Raw genomic sequence first — 19,327 nt, 5'->3', positions numbered from 1 at the left:
GGTGGGCGTCGGCAGGCGATAGTGGGCGAATGAATACAGATGGGCTGGCCGTCGCGGTGCGCGGCCTGCGCAGGTCCTACGGCGACCGCGTCGCCGTCGACGGCGTCGACCTCCAGGTGCGCACCGGCGAGGTCGTGGCGCTGCTCGGTCCGAACGGCGCGGGCAAGACCACGACGGTGGAGATCCTGGAGGGGTACCGCCGCCGCGACGCCGGGCAGGTACGGGTCCTCGGGGCGGACCCGGCCACCGCCGGTGCCGCCTGGCGGGCCCGGCTGGGCATCGTCCTGCAGAGCACCGGCGAGTTCGACGACCTGACCGTGGCCGAGGTCGTCGGCCACTTCGCCGGCCTGTACCCGCGCGCGCAGGACCCCGCCGAGGTCGTCGCCCGGGTCGGTCTCGCCGACAGCGGCCGGCGCCGGACCCGGACCCTGTCCGGCGGGCAGAAGCGGCGGCTGGACGTGGCACTGGGCATCGTCGGCCGGCCGGAGCTGCTGTTCCTGGACGAGCCGACCACCGGCTTCGACCCGCAGGCCCGGCGGGAGTTCTGGGAGCTGATCCGGGGGCTGGCCGGTGCCGGTACGACGATCCTGCTCACCACCCACTACCTGGACGAGGCCGAGGCGCTCGCCGACCGGGTGGCCGTCATCGCCGCGGGCCGGATCGTGGAGGTGGCCGCACCGGCCGACCTGGGCGGCCGGCGGGACGCGCCGGCCGTGGTGGCCTGGCGGGACCCGGCGGAGGGCGCCCGGCGGCGCGAGACGCACACCCCGGCGGCGCTGGTCGCCGAGCTGGCCGCGGCGTACGGCGGCGAGGTGCCCGGCCTGACGGTGAGCCGGCCCAGCCTGGAGGACACCTACCTGCGGATGATCGGAGCCACCGCGTGAACGCCCTGGACCTGAGCTGGCGGCGCGGCCGGCTGGAGCTGACCCAGTTCCTGCGCAGCCGGGAGTCGGTCGTGTTCACGATGGCCTTCCCGGTCATCATGATCCTGATCTTCTCGTCGATCTTCGACTGGGACCTGGCGCCCGGGGTGACCTTCACCCAGTACTTCGTCAGCGGCATGATCGCCACCGGCCTGATGACGGTGGGCTTCCAGGCGCTGGCGATCCAGATCCCGATCGAGCGCGAGCGCGGCGTCCTCAAGCGGCTGCGCGGCACGCCGATGCCGCCGTGGGCGTACTTCGCCGGCAAAGTCGTGCTCGTCGCCGTGATCGCCGCCGCCGAGACGCTGCTGCTGGTCGCGGTCGCGGTGCTGTTCTTCGGCCTGCGGCTGCCGGCCGCGCCCGGCCACTGGTGGACGCTGGCCTGGGTGTCGGTCCTCGGCGTCACCGCCTGCACGCTGTGCGGGATCGCGTTCTCCTCGGTACCGCGCAGCGCCCGCGGCGCCACCGCCGTGGTGACCCCGGTGGCGCTGGTCCTCCAGTTCACCTCGGGCGTGTTCGTCGAGTTCACCCGCCTGCCCGAGTGGATGCAGCAGGTGGCGGCGGTGTTCCCGCTCAAGTGGATGTGCCAGGGGCTGCGGGCGGTGTTCCTGCCGGACTCGTTCGCCGCGCTGGAGCCGGCCGGGTCGTGGGAGCTGGGGCGGGTGGCGCTCGTGCTCGGCGCCTGGTGCGTCGTCGGGCTGGCGCTGTGCCTGCGGACGTTCCGCTGGTCGCTCGACCGGTGAGCCGGCTCAGCCGACGGCGGTGAGCGCCTCCGGCGGGCCGGGGCGGCCGTAGAGCCAGCCCTGGGCGTAGTCGACGCCGAGGGCGTGCAGGGCGGCGGCGTCCTCGGCGGTCTCCACGCCCTCGGCCACGACGGCGGCGCCGCAGCCGTGCCCGAACGTGACCAGCGAGCCGACCAGCGTGGTCAGCACCTGGTCGGCGTGGATCCCGTCGACGATGCTGCGGTCCAGCTTCAGCAGGTCCGGGGCGGTCAGCACGATGTGCCGCATGGAGGCGAAGCCCGCGCCGACGTCGTCGACGGCCAGCCGCATCCCGCCCGCGCGCAGTGGCGCGAGGACCTTGGTCAGCGCCTCGTAGTCGGCCACCGGGTCGTGCTCGGACAGCTCCAGCACGACCCGGTCCAGCGGCAGGGTGGCCAGCAGCGCGGCGCCGTCGGGGTGCAGCAGGACGCCCGGGGACAGGTTCATCGACACGTACCCGGCGACCGCGTCCAGGTGGGCCGCCGCGCCGCGCAGGGCGGCCAGCTCCAACTCGGCGCCGCGGTCGACGCTGTGCGCCTGGGCGAAGCAGGCGTCCGGCGGCGCCTGCCAGGCCGCGGGGAACCGGCTGAGCGCCTCGGCCCCGACCCGCACGCCGCCGGGCAGGGCGACGATCGGCTGGAGCAGGACGGTCGGCCCGCCGGCCCCGACGACCTCGTCCAGCCGGGCGTCGATCTCGGCCCGCCGCCCCGCCTCGCGGACCTCCGGCTCGACCACGACGGCCGCGGCGGCGGCCAGCACGTTCATCAGCGCCTCGTCGCGGGCGGTGAGGTCCTTGTCCGAGGTGAGCCCGGCGGCGCAGAAGGTGCCGTACAGGCTGCCGTCGGAGAGGGTGACGGGGACGCTGACGAAGCTGCGGATCCGCGGCATCCGGGCGGCCGGCAGCCGCATGGCGGTCGGGTGCTGGCGCACGTCGGCCATGACGGCGGGCAGCCTGCGGTCCAGGACCGCCTGGCAGAACGTGGTGGCCCGGGGCTGGGTGACGCCCTCGCGGAACAGCAGCGGCACGGAGGACTCGACGACCTCCAGGTGCTGGAGGTCGTCGTCGAGGCGGCTGAGGAAGGCCACGCTGAGGCCGAGCGAGCGCCGGGCGGTCAGCAGCAGCTCCGCGACCTGCTCCCCCGCCGCCGTCCGCTGCCTACCCACAAGACCTCACAGACACGCCGGGACCTGACCCCGGTCCCATCGGCCCGGGGGCGGCGTAGCTAAGACCGCGGCGCAGGTTGTCCGTCGGTGTCCCCGGGAGCGGCGCGGGGCCGCCCCGCGGGGTCAGTGGTCGTAGAAGCCGCGGCCCGACTTGCGGCCCAGGTCGCCCGCGGCGACCATCCGCTGGAGCAGCTCCGGCGGGAAGAACTTCTCGTCGGCCGTGTCGGCGTAGATGTTCTTCGCGGCGTTCAGCAGGATGTCGGTGCCGGTCAGGTCGCAGGTCGCCAGCGGGCCCATGACGTGGCCGAAGCCCAGCTTGCAGGCGGTGTCCAGGTCCTCGGCCGACACGACGCCGGTCTCCACCAGCGTGACGGCCTCCATCACCAGCGCGCAGATCAGCCGGGTGGTCACGAAGCCGGCGATGTCGCGCTGGACGACGATGCAGGTCTTGCCCACGCCCTCGGCGAACGCCCTGGCCGCCGCCAGGGTCTCGTCGCTGGTCTTGAAGCCGCGGACCAGCTCGCAGAGCTGCATCATCGGCACCGGCGAGAAGAAGTGCGTGCCCACCACGGCCTCGGGGCGCCCGGTCACCGCGGCGATCTGGGTGACCGGGATCGCCGAGGTGTTCGTGGCCAGGACCGCGCCGTCGCGGCAGATCTTGTCGAGGGTACGGAAGACCTCGTGCTTGATCTCGATCTTCTCGAACACCGCCTCGACCACGATGTCGGCCTCCGCGGCCGCGTCCAGGTCGGTCGTCGGGGCGATCCGGCCGAGCGCCGCCTCGGCGTCCGCCTCGCTGATCTTCCCCTTGGCCGCGAACCTGCCCAGCGACGCGCGGATGCCGTCCAGGCCCCGCTGCACCGCCGCGACGTCGATGTCGCGCAGGGTCACCTGCCACCCCGACGCCGCCGCCACCTGTGCGATGCCGGAGCCCATCAGCCCCGCGCCCACGACCGCCAGCCGACCCGTCACCCGCGTACCCCTTCCGACCGATCAGTACCGATGCCGCGACCCTACCCGGCGGCCGGCGCCGCCGGGGCGCCCGGCCGGACTCAGAAGCCGAACGACGGCTCGGCCGGCGCGGCGGCCCGGCTGACCGGCGCGCCCAGGTGCCGGAGCTGCGCGACGAAGTCGGGGTACCCGCGGTCGATGTGGTGCGCGTGCGAGACCGTCGTCTCCCCCTCGGCGGTCAGCGCGGCGATCACCAGCCCGGCCCCGGCCCGGATGTCGGTCGCCCGCACCGGCGCCCCGGACAGCGCGGGCAGGCCGCGCACGACGGCGTGGTGCCCGTCGGTGCGCACCGCCGCGCCGAGCCGCGCCATCTCGTTGATGAACATGAACCGGCCGTCGAAGATGTTCTCGGTGATCAGCGAGGCGCCCTCGGCCACCGCCGCCAGCCCGATCGCCATCGGCAGCAGGTCGGTGGCGAACCCCGGGTACGGCAGGGTGGCGACGTCGACCGCCCGCGGCCGGCCGTCCATCCGCACCCGGAACCCCGCCGCGCCGCGCGTCTCGACCATCGCACCGGCGTCCACCAGCTTGTCCAGCGCGACGGCCAGGCACTGCGGGTCGACGCCGGTCACCGTCACGTCGCCGTAGGTCATCACCGCGCCGAAGGCCCACGTGCCGGCGACGATCCGGTCGCCGACGGTGGCGTGCCGGACCGGCCGCAGGCCCTCGACGCCGGTCACGTGCAGGGTCGACCCGCCCGCGCCCGCGATGGCGGCGCCCATGCCGGTGAGCATCGCGCACAGGTCGACGATCTCCGGCTCCCGGGCGGCGTTGTCGATGACCGTCTCGCCGTCGGCGAGGACCGCCGCCATCAGCAGGTTCTCCGTGGCGCCGACGCTCGGGAAGTCCAGCCGGATCTTGGCGCCGCGCAGCCGGTGGCCGCGCTCGGCGATCACGAAGCCGTGCGCCCCGGACACCCGGGCGCCCATCGCCTCCAGGCCCGCGATGTGCATGTCCAGGCCCCGCGAGCCGATCGCGTCGCCGCCGGGGTGCGCGACGCGGGCCAGCCCGCGCCGGGCCAGCAGCGGGCCCAGGACGCAGATGGAGGCCCGCAGCCGGCGGACGAGGTCGTAGTCGGCCTCCGCCGCGAGCGCCTCGGGCACGTCGACGGCCACCTCGCCCGGGCCGAAGGCCACGCCGCAGCCGATCCGCCGCAGCACCTCCGCCATGATCGCGATGTCGGTGATCCGGGGGACGTTGGTCAGGACCGTCCGGCCCGGCGCCAGCAATGCGGCCGCCATCAGCTTGAGGGCGGAGTTCTTCGCGCCGACGACCGCGACCTCCCCGGCGAGCCGGGCGGCCCCGGCGACCCGGATCACGTCCACGTCGGCCATCGTAGGGTCCGCGGCGGGGCCGGCGAGGGTCAACGACGGGCCGGGCGGGCGGCGGGTCGGCGCCCGTAGGCTGGACGGCATGGCAGTTCACCTCACCCGGATCTACACGCGGGCCGGCGACGCGGGGACGACGCGGCTCGGCAACAACGACAAGGTGGCCAAGACCGACCCGCGGATCGGCGCGTACGCGGACGTGGACGAGTGCAACGCCGCGCTCGGCGTGGCGCTCGCGCTGGGCGGCCTGGACCCGTCGGTCGCGGCGGTGCTCACCACCGTGCAGAACGACCTCTTCGACGTCGGCGCGGACCTGTGCAACCCCATCACCCCCGACCCCGGGTACCCCCCGCTGCGGGTCACCGAGGAGTACGTCACCCGCCTGGAGGCGTGGTGCGACCAGTTCAACGAGCCGCTGCCGGCGCTCGACTCCTTCGTCCTGCCCGGCGGCTCCCCCGGCGCCGCCCTGCTGCACGTCGCCCGGACGGTCGCCCGCCGGGCCGAGCGCAGCGCGTGGCTCCTGCTGGAGGCCGACCCGGAGCGGACCGGCACGCTGCCGGCAAAGTATCTCAACCGGTTGTCCGACCTGCTGTTCATTCTGTCGAGATCGGCGAACCCCGGCGGGGACGTGCGGTGGGTGCCGGGAGCGCAGCGCTGAGCCTGCTGGCGGCGGTGCTGCCCGCGGACGTCCGGCACGCCGAGGCGCGCGGCGAACTGGTCGAGGGGCCCGCCTACCCCGAGGAGGTCGCCCAGGTCGCGCGGGCCGTGCCGCAGCGCCGCCGGGAGTACCTGACGGTCCGCGCCTGCGCGCGGCGGGCGCTGGCCGGGCTGGGGCACCCGCCGGTCCCGCTCCCCCGCGGCGAGGGCGGCGCCCCCGCCTGGCCGCCCGGGGTGGTCGGCAGCATGACCCACTGCGCCGGCTTCCGGGGGGCGGCCGTCGCGGCCGGCGCGGCCTACGCCTCGCTCGGTGTCGACGCCGAGCCGGACGCCCCGCTGCCCGAGGGCGTGCGGGACGTGATCGCCCTGCCCGGCGAACTGGCCGGCCCGCTGGTGACGGCCCACGCCGACCGGCTGCTGTTCTGCGCCAAGGAGGCCGTCTACAAGGCCTGGTACCCGCTGGCCGGCCGCTGGCTGGGCTTCGAGGAGGCGCGGGTGAGCCTCGGCGCCGACGGCACGTTCCACGCCGCGCTGCTGGTGCCCGGGCCGCCGTACGCCGGCCGGCCGCTGGCCGCGTTCGAGGGCCGCTGGCTGAGCCGCGACGGGCTGCTGCTGGCCGCCATCGCCCTGCCCGCGCCGGCCTGAACAGGGCGGGTCAGTCCGGGGCGCCGGGCGGGGCCGCCTCCAGCCAGGACAGGAAGCCGGCCACCGTCGGGCCGGCCATGGCGATCTCGACCACGGTGCTGCGGTTCAGGCAGCGCAGGACCACCCAGTCCGCCGGCAGCACGGCCCGCTCGGGGCCGTCGGGCAGGCGCCGGTCGGCGATGACGAGGCCGCGCCGGGACAGGACCCGGCGCGGCCTCGGCGCGAAGCTGAAGATGCGGAACCACCGCAGCTCGTCCCCCGCGAACCGCGCCAACCCGGGCGACCACCCCCGCCCGGGCAGCACCGTGGACAGCCGCAGGTGGACCGGAATGGTGCCGCCGGAGCGGGCGATCGCGGCACGCCGCAGGTAGAGCACGAGGACGACGGCGAGCAGGAGCAGGATGCCGATGCCGATGCCCTTGAGGATCACCACCGGCGGCCGCCCGTCAGTTCGCGGTGACGAGGCTGGCGCTCTCCGCCAGTACGGTCACGCCCTCGCCGGTCACGGAGAGGAACCCGCCGGCGACCTCGTACACCCGGCGCGTGCCGTCGGCCAGGTTGACCCGCACCTCGCTGGGCTCGGCGAGCTGGCCGAGCAGGGGGGCGTGCCCCGGCAGGACGCCCAGCTCCCCCTCGGTGGTGCGGGCCACGAGCATCGCGGCCTCGCCGGACCAGATCTTCTCCTCGGCGGCGACGAACTCGACGTGTAGCTGCTTGGCCACGCGACAACTCCTCGGTGGGCGGATCCGGCCGGGGCGCCGGGGCCGCGGGCCGCCCCGGTCGGGGACGGCGCCGCGGGCCGCAGGGGCCCTGGTCGGACGGCGGAGCGGGATGAGCGGAGGTCCCCCGCCGGGGCGTGACCCCGGCGGAGCCGCGGCCGCCTGCCGGCGGGCCGGGCCTGCCCGCGCGCACCGCGGGACGGGCGCCTGGGCAGGGTAGGGCGAGTCTAATGGGAGGCGCGCCGCGCGCCCCAGCCGGGCCGGTCCGGGCTGGGGCGCGCTGGTCCGGGCCGCCCGGGCGGGCGCCGCGGCGCGGCGATTACGGCCGGAACGGGAAGAACGTCACTGGACCGGGGTCGCCAACGCCGGGTTCCGGGCCAGGAACTCGTCCACCTTGTTCGCCCGGACCGCGGCGAAGAACGCGGTCGCCACCGGCGCGAGCCGCTCCCCCGCGTACCGGCCGCCGACGTCGAGGCCGCCGCCGGGCAGCCGCACCATCGTCATCGACTCCGAGCGCAGGTGCCGCAGCGTCACGGCGTACTCCAGCAGCGAGTGCCCCCGGCCGTTGAACGTCAGGGCCGACCCGGCCGCGCGCAGCACCCGGTCCAGCTTGAAGGGGTTGGTCACCACGTCGCGGGCCCGGGCCCGGTTGATCATGGCGCGCAGGAACTGCTGCTGGTGGCGCTGCCGGGCGTAGTCCCCGCCGTCGATGTAGCGCTGCCGGACGTAGTCCAGCGCCTCCCAGCCCTTCAGGTGGTGGGTGCCCCGGGTGTACTGCTTCTGCGGCCCGACGTACGCGTACGGCCCCTCGCCGCCGTACCCCGTCGGCGCCCGGTGGCTGCCGTCGGGCCGCAGGTGGATCGACGTCACGTCCTGGTCCAGGTACATGGTCACGCCGCCCATGGCGTCGACGATGCGCCGGAACCCCGGGAACGTCACGATCGCACCGGCGTCGAAGCGCTTGATCCCCGTGTACGCGCTGACGGTCCTGGCCAGCAATTCGAACCCCCGCGGCACGTCCGGGGCGGTCTGGCCCGGCACCTGGGAGCCGAAGTACATCGCGTGCGCCAGCCTGTCCTGCCCGCCGCGGTAGCCGGCGTGCGGGAACGGCGGGATGCTCACCAGCAGGTCGCGCGGCAGCGAGACGAGGAAGGCGCGGTCCAGCTCCCGCGGGACGTGCACGAGGATCACCGAGTCCGCGCGCGGGATCCAGTCCGCCACGCTCTCCCGCGGGTCGATGCCGGCCAGTAGGAGGTTGAGGGGGCCCTTCAGGTCGGACCTCGGGCGGGCGCCGGGGCCCGCCGACGCGGTGACGTCGCCGAACAGGTCCGGGGCGTCCACCGGCGCGGTGTACCGGGCGGCGAGGACCTGGCTGCCGACGAACGTGCCGCCGCTGACCAGCACCAGCAGGATGCCGGCCAGGAGGCTGAGCTTGGCCCAGAGCGGACCCTGTGCGCGCAGCACGGCCACTCACCCCCGTCCGGCCGGTCGGCGCCCGCCCGCGGTGTGCGGGCGCGCGCCGACCCAGCCTACGGCGCCGGTGCCGCCGCGTCGGCCGGTCCACGACATCCGGGACCGGCCGGCCCTACAGCGGGAAGAACGCCACCCGGCGGCGGCGCTCGCCGGCCACCAGTTCGGTGTCCGAGCCGATCCACAGGCCGGCGTTCGTGGCGTGCAGGGCCCCGGTGCCGATGCCGCGCTGCTTGCCGGGATTCCAGGTCAGCGCGCGCCCGGTGGTGGGGTGGATCGCGCCGATGCCCTCCCGGGTGACCGCACCCGGGCCGGGGTGGTTGGAGCCGAACGGGTTGTTCAGCCAGCGCTGGTGGCCGCCGACGTACACGGCGACGCCGGTGACCGCCGCGGAGAGCAGGGTGTCCCCGCCGGTGTAGTTGACCCAGGTCGGCCGGGCGTCCGCCGCCTGCCCCAGCTCCCAGCGCGCCGCGGTGTCGCAGAGGGTCCGGGCGACCGGGCCGCCGCTGGTGACGACGACGAAGTACCGCCCGTCGGGCGAGATGTCGACGTCGCGCACGTACGACGGGATCGTGGGGGCGCAGTAGGGGCCGTACTGGGCCGTGGACCAGGGCGAGAGGGTGGCCCGGGCGCCGAGGTCGACGACGGCCACCTGCGGCCGGCTGGCGCCCGCCACCTCGCCGAACGCGCCGGTGACCACCATCCGGCGGCCGTCCGGGGTGACGTCGAGCGCGCTGACCCGCAGCGGCGCGCGGTGCCCGGCGGAGGTGACCCGCGGCTTGGCGAACCGCAGGTCGACGGTGTCGTCCGGCGCGCCGGTCCGCGGGTCCACCGCGGCCAGCGCGGGCCGGTCCCGGCCCGCGATCCGGCCGAACGCGCCGCCGACGATCAGCCGTGCCCCGGCGACCCGCAGGTCGTGCACGTTGCCGTCCAGCGCGGGCGGCCGGAAGCCCGCGACGGCGGCGCCGGTCGTCGCGGCGACGCGGGCCAGCGAGCGCGCCTTGCCCCGGCCGGCGTTGCGGAAGTCGCCGCCGACGTACAGCGACCTGCCGTCGGCGGCGGGCGCGAGCGCCCGGACCGCCCGGTCCAGGCGCGCGTCGAACGTCGTGTCGACCACGCCGGTGCGGGCGTTGACGGCGGCGAGGTACGGCCGGGCGACGGTCGCGCCATTGCGCGGGTTGCGCAGCCGGGTGAAGGAGCCGCCGAGGTACACCCGGTCGCCGACCTGGACGATGGTCTCGACGGCGCCGTCGAGGACGTCGGGCGTCCAGTCGGCGGGGTTGGCGGTGACGATCCGGGTATGGGCCGGATTGACGGCGTCGGCGGGCGTGCCGACGCCGGCGGCGAGCAGCGCGGCAGCGCCGCCGGCCAGCACCGCCCGGGCCGCCCGGCGGCGGACGGCTCCCGGCGGCGGTGATGCGAAAAGTCTCAAGGCGACCCAAACCCTCCACATTAGAACCTGCGGTCGATCGGGGTCAATGTAGCAGCGCGCGGCCATAGATCGAGGCCCCGCGCGACAGCCGGATTCCGTTGGGGGCAACGGAATCCGGCGCCCCGCAGTCCAGCATGGCCCGGATTCCGCGGCACCCGACGCACACCCGGTCCGTCCCGTCGGAGTCGTCGGCCGCCGGGGCGGGACCGCCGCCGGCCGGTACGCGGAGACGCCGACGGCCGCCGTGCACGTGCACGGCGGCCGTCGGCGTCTGGTCGGGTCCGCTGCCGGCCCGGCCGGAGGGGTCAGGAGTTCTCGATCTCCCGCGCGTTGCGCTCCAGGTCGTCCAGGCCGCCGCACATGAAGAAGGCCTGCTCCGGGACGTGGTCGTACTCGCCCTCGGAGATCTTGCGGAACGCCTCGACGGTGTCCTTGACCGGCACGAACGAGCCCTCGATGCCGGTGAAGATCTTCGCCGCGTAGGTGTTCTGCGACAGGAAGCGCTCGATCCGGCGGGCGCGGTTCACCGTGATCTTGTCTTCCTCGGACAGCTCGTCCATGCCGAGGATGGCGATGATGTCCTGGAGGTCCTTGTACTTCTGCAGGATCCGCTTGACCTCGGAGGCCACCGCGTAGTGCTCGGCGCCGACGTACTCCGGCGCGAGGATCCGCGACGAGGACGCCAGCGGGTCGACCGCCGGGTAGATGCCCTTGTCGGAGATCGACCGCTCCAGGTTGGTGGTGGCGTCGAGGTGCGCGAAGGTGGTGGCCGGCGCCGGGTCGGTGTAGTCGTCGGCGGGCACGTAGATCGCCTGGAGCGAGGTGATGGCCTGGCCCCGGACCGAGGTGATCCGCTCCTGCAGCTCGCCCATCTCGTCGGCCAGCGTCGGCTGGTAGCCCACGGCGCTCGGCATCCGGCCGAGCAGCGTGGAGACCTCCGAGCCGGCCTGGGTGAACCGGAAGATGTTGTCGATGAACAGCAGCACTTCCTGCTTCTGCACGTCGCGGAAGTACTCCGCCATCGTCAGCGCCGACAGCGCCACCCGCAGCCGGGTGCCCGGCGGCTCGTCCATCTGGCCGAAGACCAGCGCGGTCTTCTCGATGACGCCGGTCTCGGTCATCTCGTGGATGAGGTCGTTGCCCTCGCGGGTCCGCTCCCCCACGCCGGCGAACACCGAGGTGCCGCCGAAGTTGTTGGCGACCCGGATGATCATCTCCTGGATGAGCACGGTCTTGCCCACGCCGGCGCCGCCGAACAGGCCGATCTTGCCGCCCTTGACGTACGGGGCGAGCAGGTCGATGACCTTGATGCCGGTCTCCAGCATCTCGGTCTTCGGCTCCAGGTCGGCGAACGCCGGGGCCTTGCGGTGGATGCCCCACCGCTCGGACACCTGCAGCGTCTCGCCCTCGGCCAGGTTCAGGCACTCGCCGATGGTGTTGAACACCTTGCCCTTGGTGCCGTCGCCCACCGGCACCGTGATCTGGTCGCCGGTGTCGCGGATCTCGCTGCCCCGGACGAGGCCGTCCGTGGGCTGCATGGAGATCGCCCGGATGATGTTGTCGCCGAGGTGCTGCGCGACCTCCAGCGTCAGCGTCCGGCGGCCCTCGGCGAGGTCCACGTCGACCTTGAGGGCGTTGAAGATCTCGGGCATCGCGTCGCGCGGGAACTCGGCGTCCACGACGGGGCCGATGACCCGGACAACGCGACCGGTGGCGGTCATGGTCTCTGTCGTCATCACTGTTCACTTCCTGCCGCAGCGAGAGCGTTGACGCCGCCCACGATCTCGCTGATCTCCTGGGTGATCCCGGCCTGGCGCGCGGAGTTCATCTCCCGCGTGTACTTACGGATCATCTCTTCCGCGTTCTCGGTGGCGCTCTTCATCGCGCGCCGCCGGGCGGCCGACTCGCTGGCCGCCGAGTCGATCAGTGCCGCGTAGATCCGCGTGTTGATGTACCGGGGCAGCAGCGCGTCGAGCAGCGCCTCGGCCTCCGGCTCGAACTCGTACGCCGGCACGGCGCCCGGCGTCCGCGGCTGGTCCTGCACCTGCATCGGGCCGAGGATCCGCGCCTGCGCGTGCTGGGTCATCAGCGACTGGAACTGCGTCGACACGATGTGCAGCTCGTCGACCCCCAGTACCCCGTCCGGCCCCGCGCCCGCCGCCGTGTCGTCGGCGCCCCGGATGAACGCCTCGATCAGCGTCTCCCCGATCAGCCGCGCGTCGCCGAAGGACGGCTGCTCGCTGAACCCGGTCCAGCTCGCCGCGATCGGCCGCCCCCGGAACGAGTAGTAGCCGACGCCCTTACGGCCGACGACGAACAGCACCGGCTCCTTGCCGTCCGCCCGCAGCCGGGCCATGAGCTGCTCCGCGGTCTTGATGGCGTTGGAGCTGTAGCCGCCGGCCAGGCCGCGGTCGCTGGTGATCAGCAGCACGCCGGCCCGGCGGACCTGCGGCCGCGCGGTCAGCAGCGGGTGGTCGATCGAGGTGCTCGACGCCAACGCGGTGAGCACCTCGGTGATCGCCTCCGCGTACGGCAGCGACGCCGTGACCCGCGCCTGCGCCTTGGCGATGCGGCTGGTCGCGACCAGCTCCATCGCCTTGGTGATCTTCTTCATCGACTTCGCGGAGCGGATCCGCTGTCGAAGAACGCGTACCTGACCAGCCATGACCGGCCTACTTCTGGTCGTCGCTGGTGCGCGTGTACCGGGTGACCGACTCCTGGCCCTCGGCGGCCTCCAGCGGCGAGGCCGGAGCCTCGTTCACCCGCACCGGCCGGTCCTTGGCGAGGAACATCTGCTTGAAGTGCGCGATCGCCTCGTCCAGGGTGTTGATGATCTCGTCGCCCCAGTTGTTGGCGGCGATCGAGTCCAGGGTGCCGCGGTGCGAGTGGCGCAGGTACTCCAGGAACTCGCTCTCGAAGCGGCGCACGTCGGCGATCGGGATGTCGTCGAGCTTGTTCGAGGTACCGGCCCAGATCGAGACGGTCTGCTCGGACGCCGGGAACGGCGAGTAGTTCGGCTGCTTGAGCAGCTCCACCAACCGCGAGCCCTTCTCCAACTGGGCGCGCGAGGCCTTGTCCAGGTCGGAGGCGAAGGCGGCGAACGCCTCCAGCTCGCGGTACTGGGCCAGGTCCAGCCGCAGCCGGCCGGCGACCTTGCGCATGGGCTTGGGCTGCGCGGCGCCGCCGACCCGGGAGACCGAGGTACCGACGTTGATCGCCGGGCGGACGCCCTGGTTGAACAGGTCGGCCTCCAGGAAGACCTGCCCGTCGGTGATGGAGATGACGTTCGTCGGGATGAACGCCGAGATGTCGCCGGCCTTCGTCTCAATGATCGGCAGGCCGGTCATCGAGCCGCCGCCCAGCTCGTCGCTGAGCTTGGCGCAGCGCTCCAGCAGCCGCGAGTGCAGGTAGAACACGTCGCCCGGGTACGCCTCGCGGCCCGGCGGGCGGCGCAGCAGCAGCGACACGGCGCGGTACGCCTCGGCCTGCTTGGTCAGGTCGTCGAAGACGATCAGGACGTGCTTGCCGCCGTACATCCAGTGCTGGCCGATCGCCGAGCCGGCGTACGGGGCCAGGTACTTGAAGCCGGCCGGATCGCTGGCCGGCGAGGCGACGATGGTCGTGTAGGCCATCGCGCCGTGCTCCTCCAGCGTGCCCTTGACGGACGCGACGGTGGACGCCTTCTGGCCGATCGCCACGTAGATGCAGCGGACCTGCTTCTTCGGGTCGCCGCTCTCCCAGTTCGCGCGCTGGTTGAGGATGGCGTCCAGGGCGACCGTCGTCTTGCCGGTCTTGCGGTCGCCGATGATGAGCTGGCGCTGGCCGCGGCCGATCGCCGTCATCGCGTCGATCGCCTTGATGCCGGTCTCCAGCGACTCGAACACCGACTGGCGGGCCATGACGTTGGGCGCCTGGAGCTCCAGCTCGCGGAAGCCCTCGTTGCGGATCTCGCCGAGGCCGTCGATGGGCTTGCCCAGCGGGTCCACGACGCGGCCCAGGAAGGCGTCGCCGACCGGCACGGAGAGCACCCGGCCGGTCCGCTTGACCTTCTGGCCTTCCTCGATGCCGGCGAAGTCGCCCAGGACGACGACGCCGATCTCGCGGACGTCGAGGTTCAGCGCCACGCCGAGCGAGCCGTCCTCGAACTCCAGCAGCTCGTTGGCCATGGTCGAGGGCAGGCCCTCGACGTGGGCGATACCGTCCCCGGCGTCGGAGACGACACCGACCTCCTCACGGGAGATCTCGGGGTTGTAGGAGGAGACGTAGCGCTCCAGCGCGCCGCGGATCTCCTCCGACGAGATGGTCAGCTCGGCCATCCTCTGCTTCCTCTGCGTAGTGCCCGGGCTCCCCGCCAGGGGCGCCGTGAGCGAGCGGCTTGGTCCGGCGCCCGATCAGGCGCGTTGTCGGCGACCGGCGCGGGCCGGTCTGGTGCGCGCTAGCGCGCGGTGAGTGCCTTGCGGGTCTCGGCCAGGCGGCGGGCGATCGTCCCGTCGTACAGATCAGCGCCCACCTGCACGCTCATCCCCCCGACGACCGACGGGTCGACCTCGAACCGCATGGAGACCTCGCGGCCGTACTGGTCGGCCAGGGCCGCCGCGAGGCGGCCCTGCGCGTCGGCGTCCATCGGGGCGGCGACGGTCACGTACGCGACCTGCCGCTCCCGCTTCTCGGCGGCCAGCTCGACGAGGCGGTGCAGCCCCGACTCGAAGCCGCGCCCCCCGAACCCCCGGACGGCGAGCGCGACGAGCTGGACGGTCACCGGCCGGGCCCTGCCGCCCAGCAGGTCCGCGACCAGCGCGATCCGGCGGGCCGGGTCCACGGTCGCGTCGCCCAGGGTGGCCGACAGCCGCGAGGTGCCCGAGACGACCTGTCCGAAGCGGAACAGCTCGTCCTCGACCTCGGCCAGCTCGCCCGCGGCGTCCGCCGCGGCCAGCAGGCCGTCGACCACCAGCGTCTCGGCGGCCGTGACCAGCTCGGCCGCGGACGACCAGCGGCCGCCCGCCAGCGCGTCGAGCACGTCGAGCGCCGGCTCGCCCACCTTGCCGGTCAGCGTCGACCGCAGCAGCCCCGCCCGCTCCTGCCCGGCGCGCGCCGGGTCGGCGAGCGCGCGGCGCAGCCGCGGCTCCCGGCCGAGGAGCTGGGCCACGCCGCCGATCTCGTCGGCCGTCGCGGCCACCGCGCCCGGCGTCGCGCCCTCGGCGTACGCCGCCAGGCGCGCGGCCGCGGCGGCGTACGACTCCCGACTGGCGGTGTGCATCAGCGCCGCCCGGCGGTTTCGAGGTCGGACAGGAAGCGGTCGACGGTGCCCCGCTGGCGCGCCTCGTCGGCGAGCGACTCGCCCACGATCCTGCCGGCCAGGTCGACCGCGAGCGTGCCCAGCTCGGCCCGCAGCTCCCGGACGATCGTCTGCCGCTCGGCGGCGAGCTGCTCGGTGCCGGCCGCCAGGATGCGGTCCCGCTCCTCGGCGGCCTTGGCCAGCACGTCGCGGCGGATGCCCTCGGCGTCGGCCCGGGCCTCGTCGCGGATACGGGCGGCCTCGGTCTGCGCCTCGGCGAGCTGCGTGCGGTACTGCTCCAGTGTCGCGGCGGCCTCGGCCTGCGCGGCCTCGGCCCGCTGGATGCCACCCTCGATGGCGTCGACCCGCGCCCGGAACGTCTCCTCCATCTTCGGGTAGACGTACTTGCCGAGCACGTAGAGCAGAATGCCGAAAGCGACGGCGCCGATCAGCAGCTCTTCCCAGATGGGGAAGATCGGGACATCCTTGCCCTCAGCGGCAAGGTACGCATACCTCATTGCGGCCTCCTAGCAGAACGGTGCGAACCCTAGGCCAGGTCGCCGGCGAAGACGAAACCGAAGGCGATGCCCAGCAGCGCCAGGAGCTCGATGACGGCGAAGCCGATCCAGACGAACGGCTGGGTGATGCGGGCCGACTCCGGCTGACGTGCGGTCGACTGGATGTAGGACGCGAAGACCAGGCCCACACCGATGCCGGGGCCGATGGCCGCGAGGCCGTAACCGACAGCGGACAGGTTACCGAAGACCTCGGCAAGTGCCATGATGTGTTTCCTCCTGAGAGCCGGGCGTGACCTTCACGCACCGAGTTCCAATGTGCGGAATTGACGCTGATCAGTGTTCGTCGGCCAGCGCGCCGCCGATGTAGCTCGCCGACAACACACTGAAGATGTACGCCTGGAGGATCACTACCAGCATCTCCAGGAAGGTGAGCGCGATCGCCATGAGGAACGAGAGGATGCCGATCGGCTTCAGCAGGATGTTCTGCGCGCCCAGCAGCGCGAACCCACCCATGGTGAACACGACCAGAATCATGTGGCCGGCGAACATGTTGGCGAAGAGTCGCAGCGCCAGGGTCAGCGGGCGGGCAATGAAGTTCGAGATGAACTCGATGGGGATCAGCAGCGGCTGCATGAACCAGGGCGCCGGGGGCATCAGGTGGTTCTTGAAGAACCGGCCCGCGCCGTGCTTCTTGATCCCCACCGCGATGAAGATGAAGTAACTCAGCAGGCCGAGTACCAGCGGGTACGCGATGTGCGAGTTGGGGGAGGTCTGCACGCCCGGCAGAATGGCGAAGAAGTTCATCGCGGCGATGAAGACGAACAGTGTCGTGATGTACGGCGCGAACCGCACGCCCTCCGGGCCGATCATGCCCTGCGAGATGCTGTTACGGGCGAAGCCGTAGATCGACTCGGCGAACCACTGCTTCTTCGTCGGGACCAGCTTCGGGTCGCGGTACGCCAGCAGGAAGAAAGCGAGAATCGCCACCACGGCGATCGCGACGAGGATGGTGTACTTCGTCAGCCAGCCCGGCGCACCCTCGACGATCGGGCCGGGAAAGAAGTCGCCTACCTTCGGCGCGTGGAAACCGCTCTCGCCCGGGTCGGTCGTCAGCTGTGCGAACACCGTTTTCCTTCCGTCGCTACTGGGTCATCCGGCGGACGACGATGAACACACCGCCGAAGGCGCCGAGGACGAGGCCGATTCCGGTGGCGATGCCGCCGGAATCCAGCCAGCGGTCCACCAACCAGCCCGCGAAGCCCCACACCGCCATCCCGGCGACCAGGTAACCGATCACCGCCCAGCCTTGGCCCGACTCGGGCGCTGGAACGTCGCCCGGGTCCTTGTCCTGCTCAGAAGTGGGGTCACCTGCCATGACGCGGCGAACGATATCAGTCCACCGGAGAGCTGGCCGCACACCCCCCTGCCGTCCACCGGAGCGGCGTTCGCCGATCCGCTAGGCCGGCGGTGTGTAGTGCAGGCGGGGCCGTCCGCGGCGCGTGTGCAGCCATGCGATATGCATACCGACCCACGCCAGCGCGCCGATCACGATGCCGATCGCCAGGGCCGGCAGTCCGGCCCAGCCGCTGCGCGCGACCGCGAACATCAGCACGCCGAGCGCCGTGAACTTGGTGACGTAGAGCGCAAGCCCGAATGGCAGGATCAGCGGCCGCGCGACGCGGTCCAGCCACGCCAGCACCGCCGTCGTGGACGCGAAGCTGGCCACCGCGACGGCCACCCCGACGCCCGTCCCCCACGCCGCCGTCCACCCCGCGACCGCCGCGGTCACGAGGACGGCGACGGCGGCGGTCGCCGCGCTGCCGCCCAGGAGGACCGGCAGGTGCCGCAGGCGCCACCGCGCGTCCTCGGCGTCGCCGTCGGAGCCGCCCATCGCCCTACCACCCCTCGTCGGTCGCCGGCACGCGTCGGGCCGCGCCGGCCGCTGCCCATCGTCCACGACCACGGCACGCGGCGGCGGCCGGGGGTGGCGGGAGGAGCGGCGCGCCCGGCCCCACGCGTCGACGTCTGCTCCGCCGCGCCCGCGGGCGTACGTCTCGTCAGTGAGGGTAGGCCGGGAACTTGCCGGCCAGGTCGGTGACCTCGGCGGCGACGTCGCGCAGGGCGGCGGCACCCCCCGGGGCGGCCGGGTCGGCGCGGACCGCGGTGGCGATGAGCCGGGCCACCGCCGCCATCGTCTCGGGACCCATGCCCTGGGTCGTCACGCTCGGCGTCCCGACCCGGATGCCGCTGGCCGTCATCGGCGGCTGCGGGTCGTACGGGATGGCGTTCTTGTTCAGCGTGATCCGCGCCGCGTCGGCGCGCGCCTCGGCGGCGGCGCCGGTGACGCCCAGTTCGCGCAGGTCGAGCAGGGCCAGGTGGGTGTCGGTGCCGCCGGAGACCGGCCGCATCCCGTGGCTGGCGAGCGCCGCGGCGAGCGCGCGGGCGTTGGCGACGACCTGCCGGGCGTACGCGGCGTACTCCGGCGTGGCCGCCTCGCGCAGCGCGACGGCCTTCGCGGCGACGGCGTGCATCAGCGGCCCGCCCTGGGTGAACGGGAAGACGGCCTTGTCGATCCGGCCGGCGACCTCCTCCCGGCAGAGGATCATGCCGCCGCGCGGGCCGCGCAGGACCTTGTGGGTGGTGGCGCAGACGACGTCGGCGTACGGCACCGGGGAGGGGACGGCGCCGCCCGCGACGAGGCCGATGAAGTGGGCGGCGTCGACCATCAGGTACGCGCCGACCTCGTCGGCGACCTCCCGGAACGCGGCGAAGTCGATGAGGCGGGGGTAGGCGGTCGCGCCACAGATGATCATCTTCGGGCGGTGGGCGCGGGCCAGGTCGCGGACCTCGTCGTAGTCGATCAGCTCGGTGTCCCCGCGGACGGAGTAGCCGACGGTGGCGAACCAGCGCCCGGAGAAGTTGACCTTGCTGCCGTGGGTCAGGTGGCCGCCGTGGGGCAGGCCCATCGCCAGGACGGCGTCGCCGGGCTGCAGGAGCGCGGCGTACGCGGCGAGGTTGGCGCTGGCGCCGCTGTGCGGCTGGAGGTTGGCGTGCGCGGCGCCGAACAGCGCCTTGGCCCGGGCGACGGCCAGCCGCTCGGCGACGTCGACCTGTTCGCAGCCGCCGTAGTACCGCCGGTCGGGGTAGCCCTCGGCGTACTTGTTGGTCAGCGTCGACCCGAGCGCGGCCAGGACGGCCGGCGAGGTCAGGTTCTCGCTGGCGATGAGCTGGAGGCCCCCGCGCAGCCGCGCCAGCTCTCCGAGTACGACCTCGGCGATCTCCGGGTCGGTGGCCGCGAGCTGCCCGAAGTCCGGTCCCCAGTACGTCTGATCCACTCCCGCAGCCTACGGCCCCGCCGACCCGCACGCGCCCACTCGGCCGCCCGCCGGCCCGCGGACACGCGGACGGGCGACGGCGGACGGGC

21 protein-coding genes are annotated in these 19,327 nt (G+C 73.7%); 4 read left to right on the top strand and 17 right to left on the bottom strand.

All coding sequences use genetic code 11. The features are described from left to right. The first annotated feature begins 29 nt into the window (after positions 1-29). Positions 30-884, top strand: a complete 855-nt coding sequence (locus tag IEY75_RS04715) for an ABC transporter ATP-binding protein (protein ID WP_189112929.1) — start codon at positions 30-32, stop codon at positions 882-884. Then, positions 881-1,666, top strand: a complete 786-nt coding sequence (locus IEY75_RS04710; protein WP_189112928.1) for an ABC transporter permease — start codon at positions 881-883, stop codon at positions 1,664-1,666. The genes IEY75_RS04715 and IEY75_RS04710 overlap by 4 nt, the downstream gene beginning before the upstream one ends. A 6-nt stretch (positions 1,667-1,672) precedes the next feature. Here the strand turns inward: IEY75_RS04710 and IEY75_RS04705 are convergent, their stop codons facing one another. The 3 genes from IEY75_RS04705 to murA all read right to left on the bottom strand — a co-directional run bounded on the left by IEY75_RS04705 (position 1,673) and on the right by murA (position 5,274). After that, complete coding sequence (locus IEY75_RS04705; protein ID WP_189112927.1) at positions 1,673-2,848, bottom strand: sensor domain-containing phosphodiesterase; 1,176 nt, start codon at positions 2,846-2,848, stop codon at positions 1,673-1,675. Between the two features lie 123 nt (positions 2,849-2,971). Next, positions 2,972-3,820 carry a 3-hydroxyacyl-CoA dehydrogenase family protein gene (locus IEY75_RS04700; RefSeq protein ID WP_189112926.1) on the bottom strand — a complete coding sequence of 283 codons (849 nt, stop codon included), beginning with the start codon at positions 3,818-3,820 and terminating at the stop codon, positions 2,972-2,974. 80 nt (positions 3,821-3,900) lie between these two features. Further along, a complete protein-coding gene (murA, locus tag IEY75_RS04695; RefSeq protein WP_373290204.1) occupies positions 3,901-5,274 on the bottom strand; it encodes a UDP-N-acetylglucosamine 1-carboxyvinyltransferase in 1,374 nt (457 codons plus the stop codon). Here murA and IEY75_RS04690 point away from each other — a divergent pair. Both IEY75_RS04690 and IEY75_RS04685 read left to right on the top strand, forming a co-directional pair. Beyond that, the gene (locus tag IEY75_RS04690; RefSeq protein WP_189112925.1) at positions 5,273-5,845 is read left to right on the top strand and encodes a cob(I)yrinic acid a,c-diamide adenosyltransferase; all 573 of its coding nucleotides are present in this window, start codon (positions 5,273-5,275) and stop codon (positions 5,843-5,845) included. The two genes, murA and IEY75_RS04690, sit on opposite strands and share 2 nt — an antisense overlap. After that, entirely contained in the window at positions 5,821-6,489 is a 669-nt protein-coding gene (locus tag IEY75_RS04685; protein WP_229789348.1) for a 4'-phosphopantetheinyl transferase family protein, read from the top strand. The genes IEY75_RS04690 and IEY75_RS04685 overlap by 25 nt, the downstream gene beginning before the upstream one ends. Before the next feature lie 10 nt (positions 6,490-6,499). Here the strand turns inward: IEY75_RS04685 and IEY75_RS04680 are convergent, their stop codons facing one another. The 14 genes from IEY75_RS04680 to glyA form a co-directional block, all read right to left on the bottom strand. Continuing rightward, positions 6,500-6,922: a DUF2550 domain-containing protein gene (locus IEY75_RS04680; RefSeq protein WP_189112924.1), complete on the bottom strand. Its 423-nt coding sequence runs from the start codon at positions 6,920-6,922 to the stop codon at positions 6,500-6,502. A 13-nt stretch (positions 6,923-6,935) separates the two neighbouring features. Next, positions 6,936-7,211 (bottom strand): F0F1 ATP synthase subunit epsilon, encoded by a 276-nt coding sequence (locus IEY75_RS04675; protein ID WP_189112923.1) that lies wholly within the window; start codon positions 7,209-7,211, stop codon positions 6,936-6,938. Between the two features lie 339 nt (positions 7,212-7,550). Beyond that, the gene (locus IEY75_RS04670; RefSeq protein WP_308425665.1) at positions 7,551-8,672 is read right to left on the bottom strand and encodes an LCP family protein; all 1,122 of its coding nucleotides are present in this window, start codon (positions 8,670-8,672) and stop codon (positions 7,551-7,553) included. A 121-nt stretch (positions 8,673-8,793) separates the two neighbouring features. Next, a complete protein-coding gene (locus IEY75_RS04665; RefSeq protein ID WP_229789347.1) occupies positions 8,794-10,110 on the bottom strand; it encodes a hypothetical protein in 1,317 nt (438 codons plus the stop codon). 305 nt (positions 10,111-10,415) lie between these two features. After that, on the bottom strand, positions 10,416-11,846 hold the full coding sequence (atpD, locus tag IEY75_RS04660; RefSeq protein WP_189112921.1) for a F0F1 ATP synthase subunit beta: 1,431 nt from the start codon (positions 11,844-11,846) through the stop codon (positions 10,416-10,418). Next, positions 11,846-12,775 (bottom strand): F0F1 ATP synthase subunit gamma, encoded by a 930-nt coding sequence (locus IEY75_RS04655; protein WP_189112920.1) that lies wholly within the window; start codon positions 12,773-12,775, stop codon positions 11,846-11,848. Before IEY75_RS04655 ends, atpD begins: the two co-directional genes overlap by 1 nt. 7 nt (positions 12,776-12,782) lie before the next feature. Further along, a complete protein-coding gene (gene atpA, locus IEY75_RS04650; RefSeq protein ID WP_189112919.1) occupies positions 12,783-14,426 on the bottom strand; it encodes a F0F1 ATP synthase subunit alpha in 1,644 nt (547 codons plus the stop codon). Between the two features lie 119 nt (positions 14,427-14,545). After that, entirely contained in the window at positions 14,546-15,370 is an 825-nt protein-coding gene (locus tag IEY75_RS04645; protein ID WP_373290208.1) for a F0F1 ATP synthase subunit delta, read from the bottom strand. Continuing rightward, positions 15,367-15,903, bottom strand: a complete 537-nt coding sequence (locus tag IEY75_RS04640) for a F0F1 ATP synthase subunit B (protein WP_189112917.1) — start codon at positions 15,901-15,903, stop codon at positions 15,367-15,369. The genes IEY75_RS04645 and IEY75_RS04640 overlap by 4 nt, the downstream gene beginning before the upstream one ends. Positions 15,904-15,932: 29 nt before the next feature. Continuing rightward, positions 15,933-16,166, bottom strand: a complete 234-nt coding sequence (locus IEY75_RS04635; protein ID WP_189112916.1) for an ATP synthase subunit C-like protein — start codon at positions 16,164-16,166, stop codon at positions 15,933-15,935. Positions 16,167-16,236: 70 nt separating this feature from the next. Continuing rightward, positions 16,237-17,028 carry a F0F1 ATP synthase subunit A gene (gene atpB / locus IEY75_RS04630; RefSeq protein WP_189112915.1) on the bottom strand — a complete coding sequence of 264 codons (792 nt, stop codon included), beginning with the start codon at positions 17,026-17,028 and terminating at the stop codon, positions 16,237-16,239. A 16-nt stretch (positions 17,029-17,044) separates the two neighbouring features. Next, positions 17,045-17,278 carry an AtpZ/AtpI family protein gene (locus tag IEY75_RS04625; protein WP_189112914.1) on the bottom strand — a complete coding sequence of 78 codons (234 nt, stop codon included), beginning with the start codon at positions 17,276-17,278 and terminating at the stop codon, positions 17,045-17,047. Positions 17,279-17,359: 81 nt separating this feature from the next. Further along, the gene (locus tag IEY75_RS04620) at positions 17,360-17,794 is read right to left on the bottom strand and encodes a hypothetical protein (protein WP_189112913.1); all 435 of its coding nucleotides are present in this window, start codon (positions 17,792-17,794) and stop codon (positions 17,360-17,362) included. 166 nt (positions 17,795-17,960) lie between these two features. Continuing rightward, positions 17,961-19,238, bottom strand: coding sequence for a serine hydroxymethyltransferase (gene glyA, locus IEY75_RS04615; RefSeq protein ID WP_189112912.1), 1,278 nt, complete (start codon positions 19,236-19,238; stop codon positions 17,961-17,963). Positions 19,239-19,327: the final 89 nt, after the last annotated feature.

Source organism: Pilimelia terevasa, from assembly GCF_014647915.1.
Taxonomy (GTDB): Bacteria; Actinomycetota; Actinomycetes; order Mycobacteriales; family Micromonosporaceae; genus Pilimelia; species Pilimelia terevasa.
The sequence above is the reverse complement of the archived record's forward strand: the minus strand, read 5'-3'. Positions and strand labels throughout refer to the sequence as shown.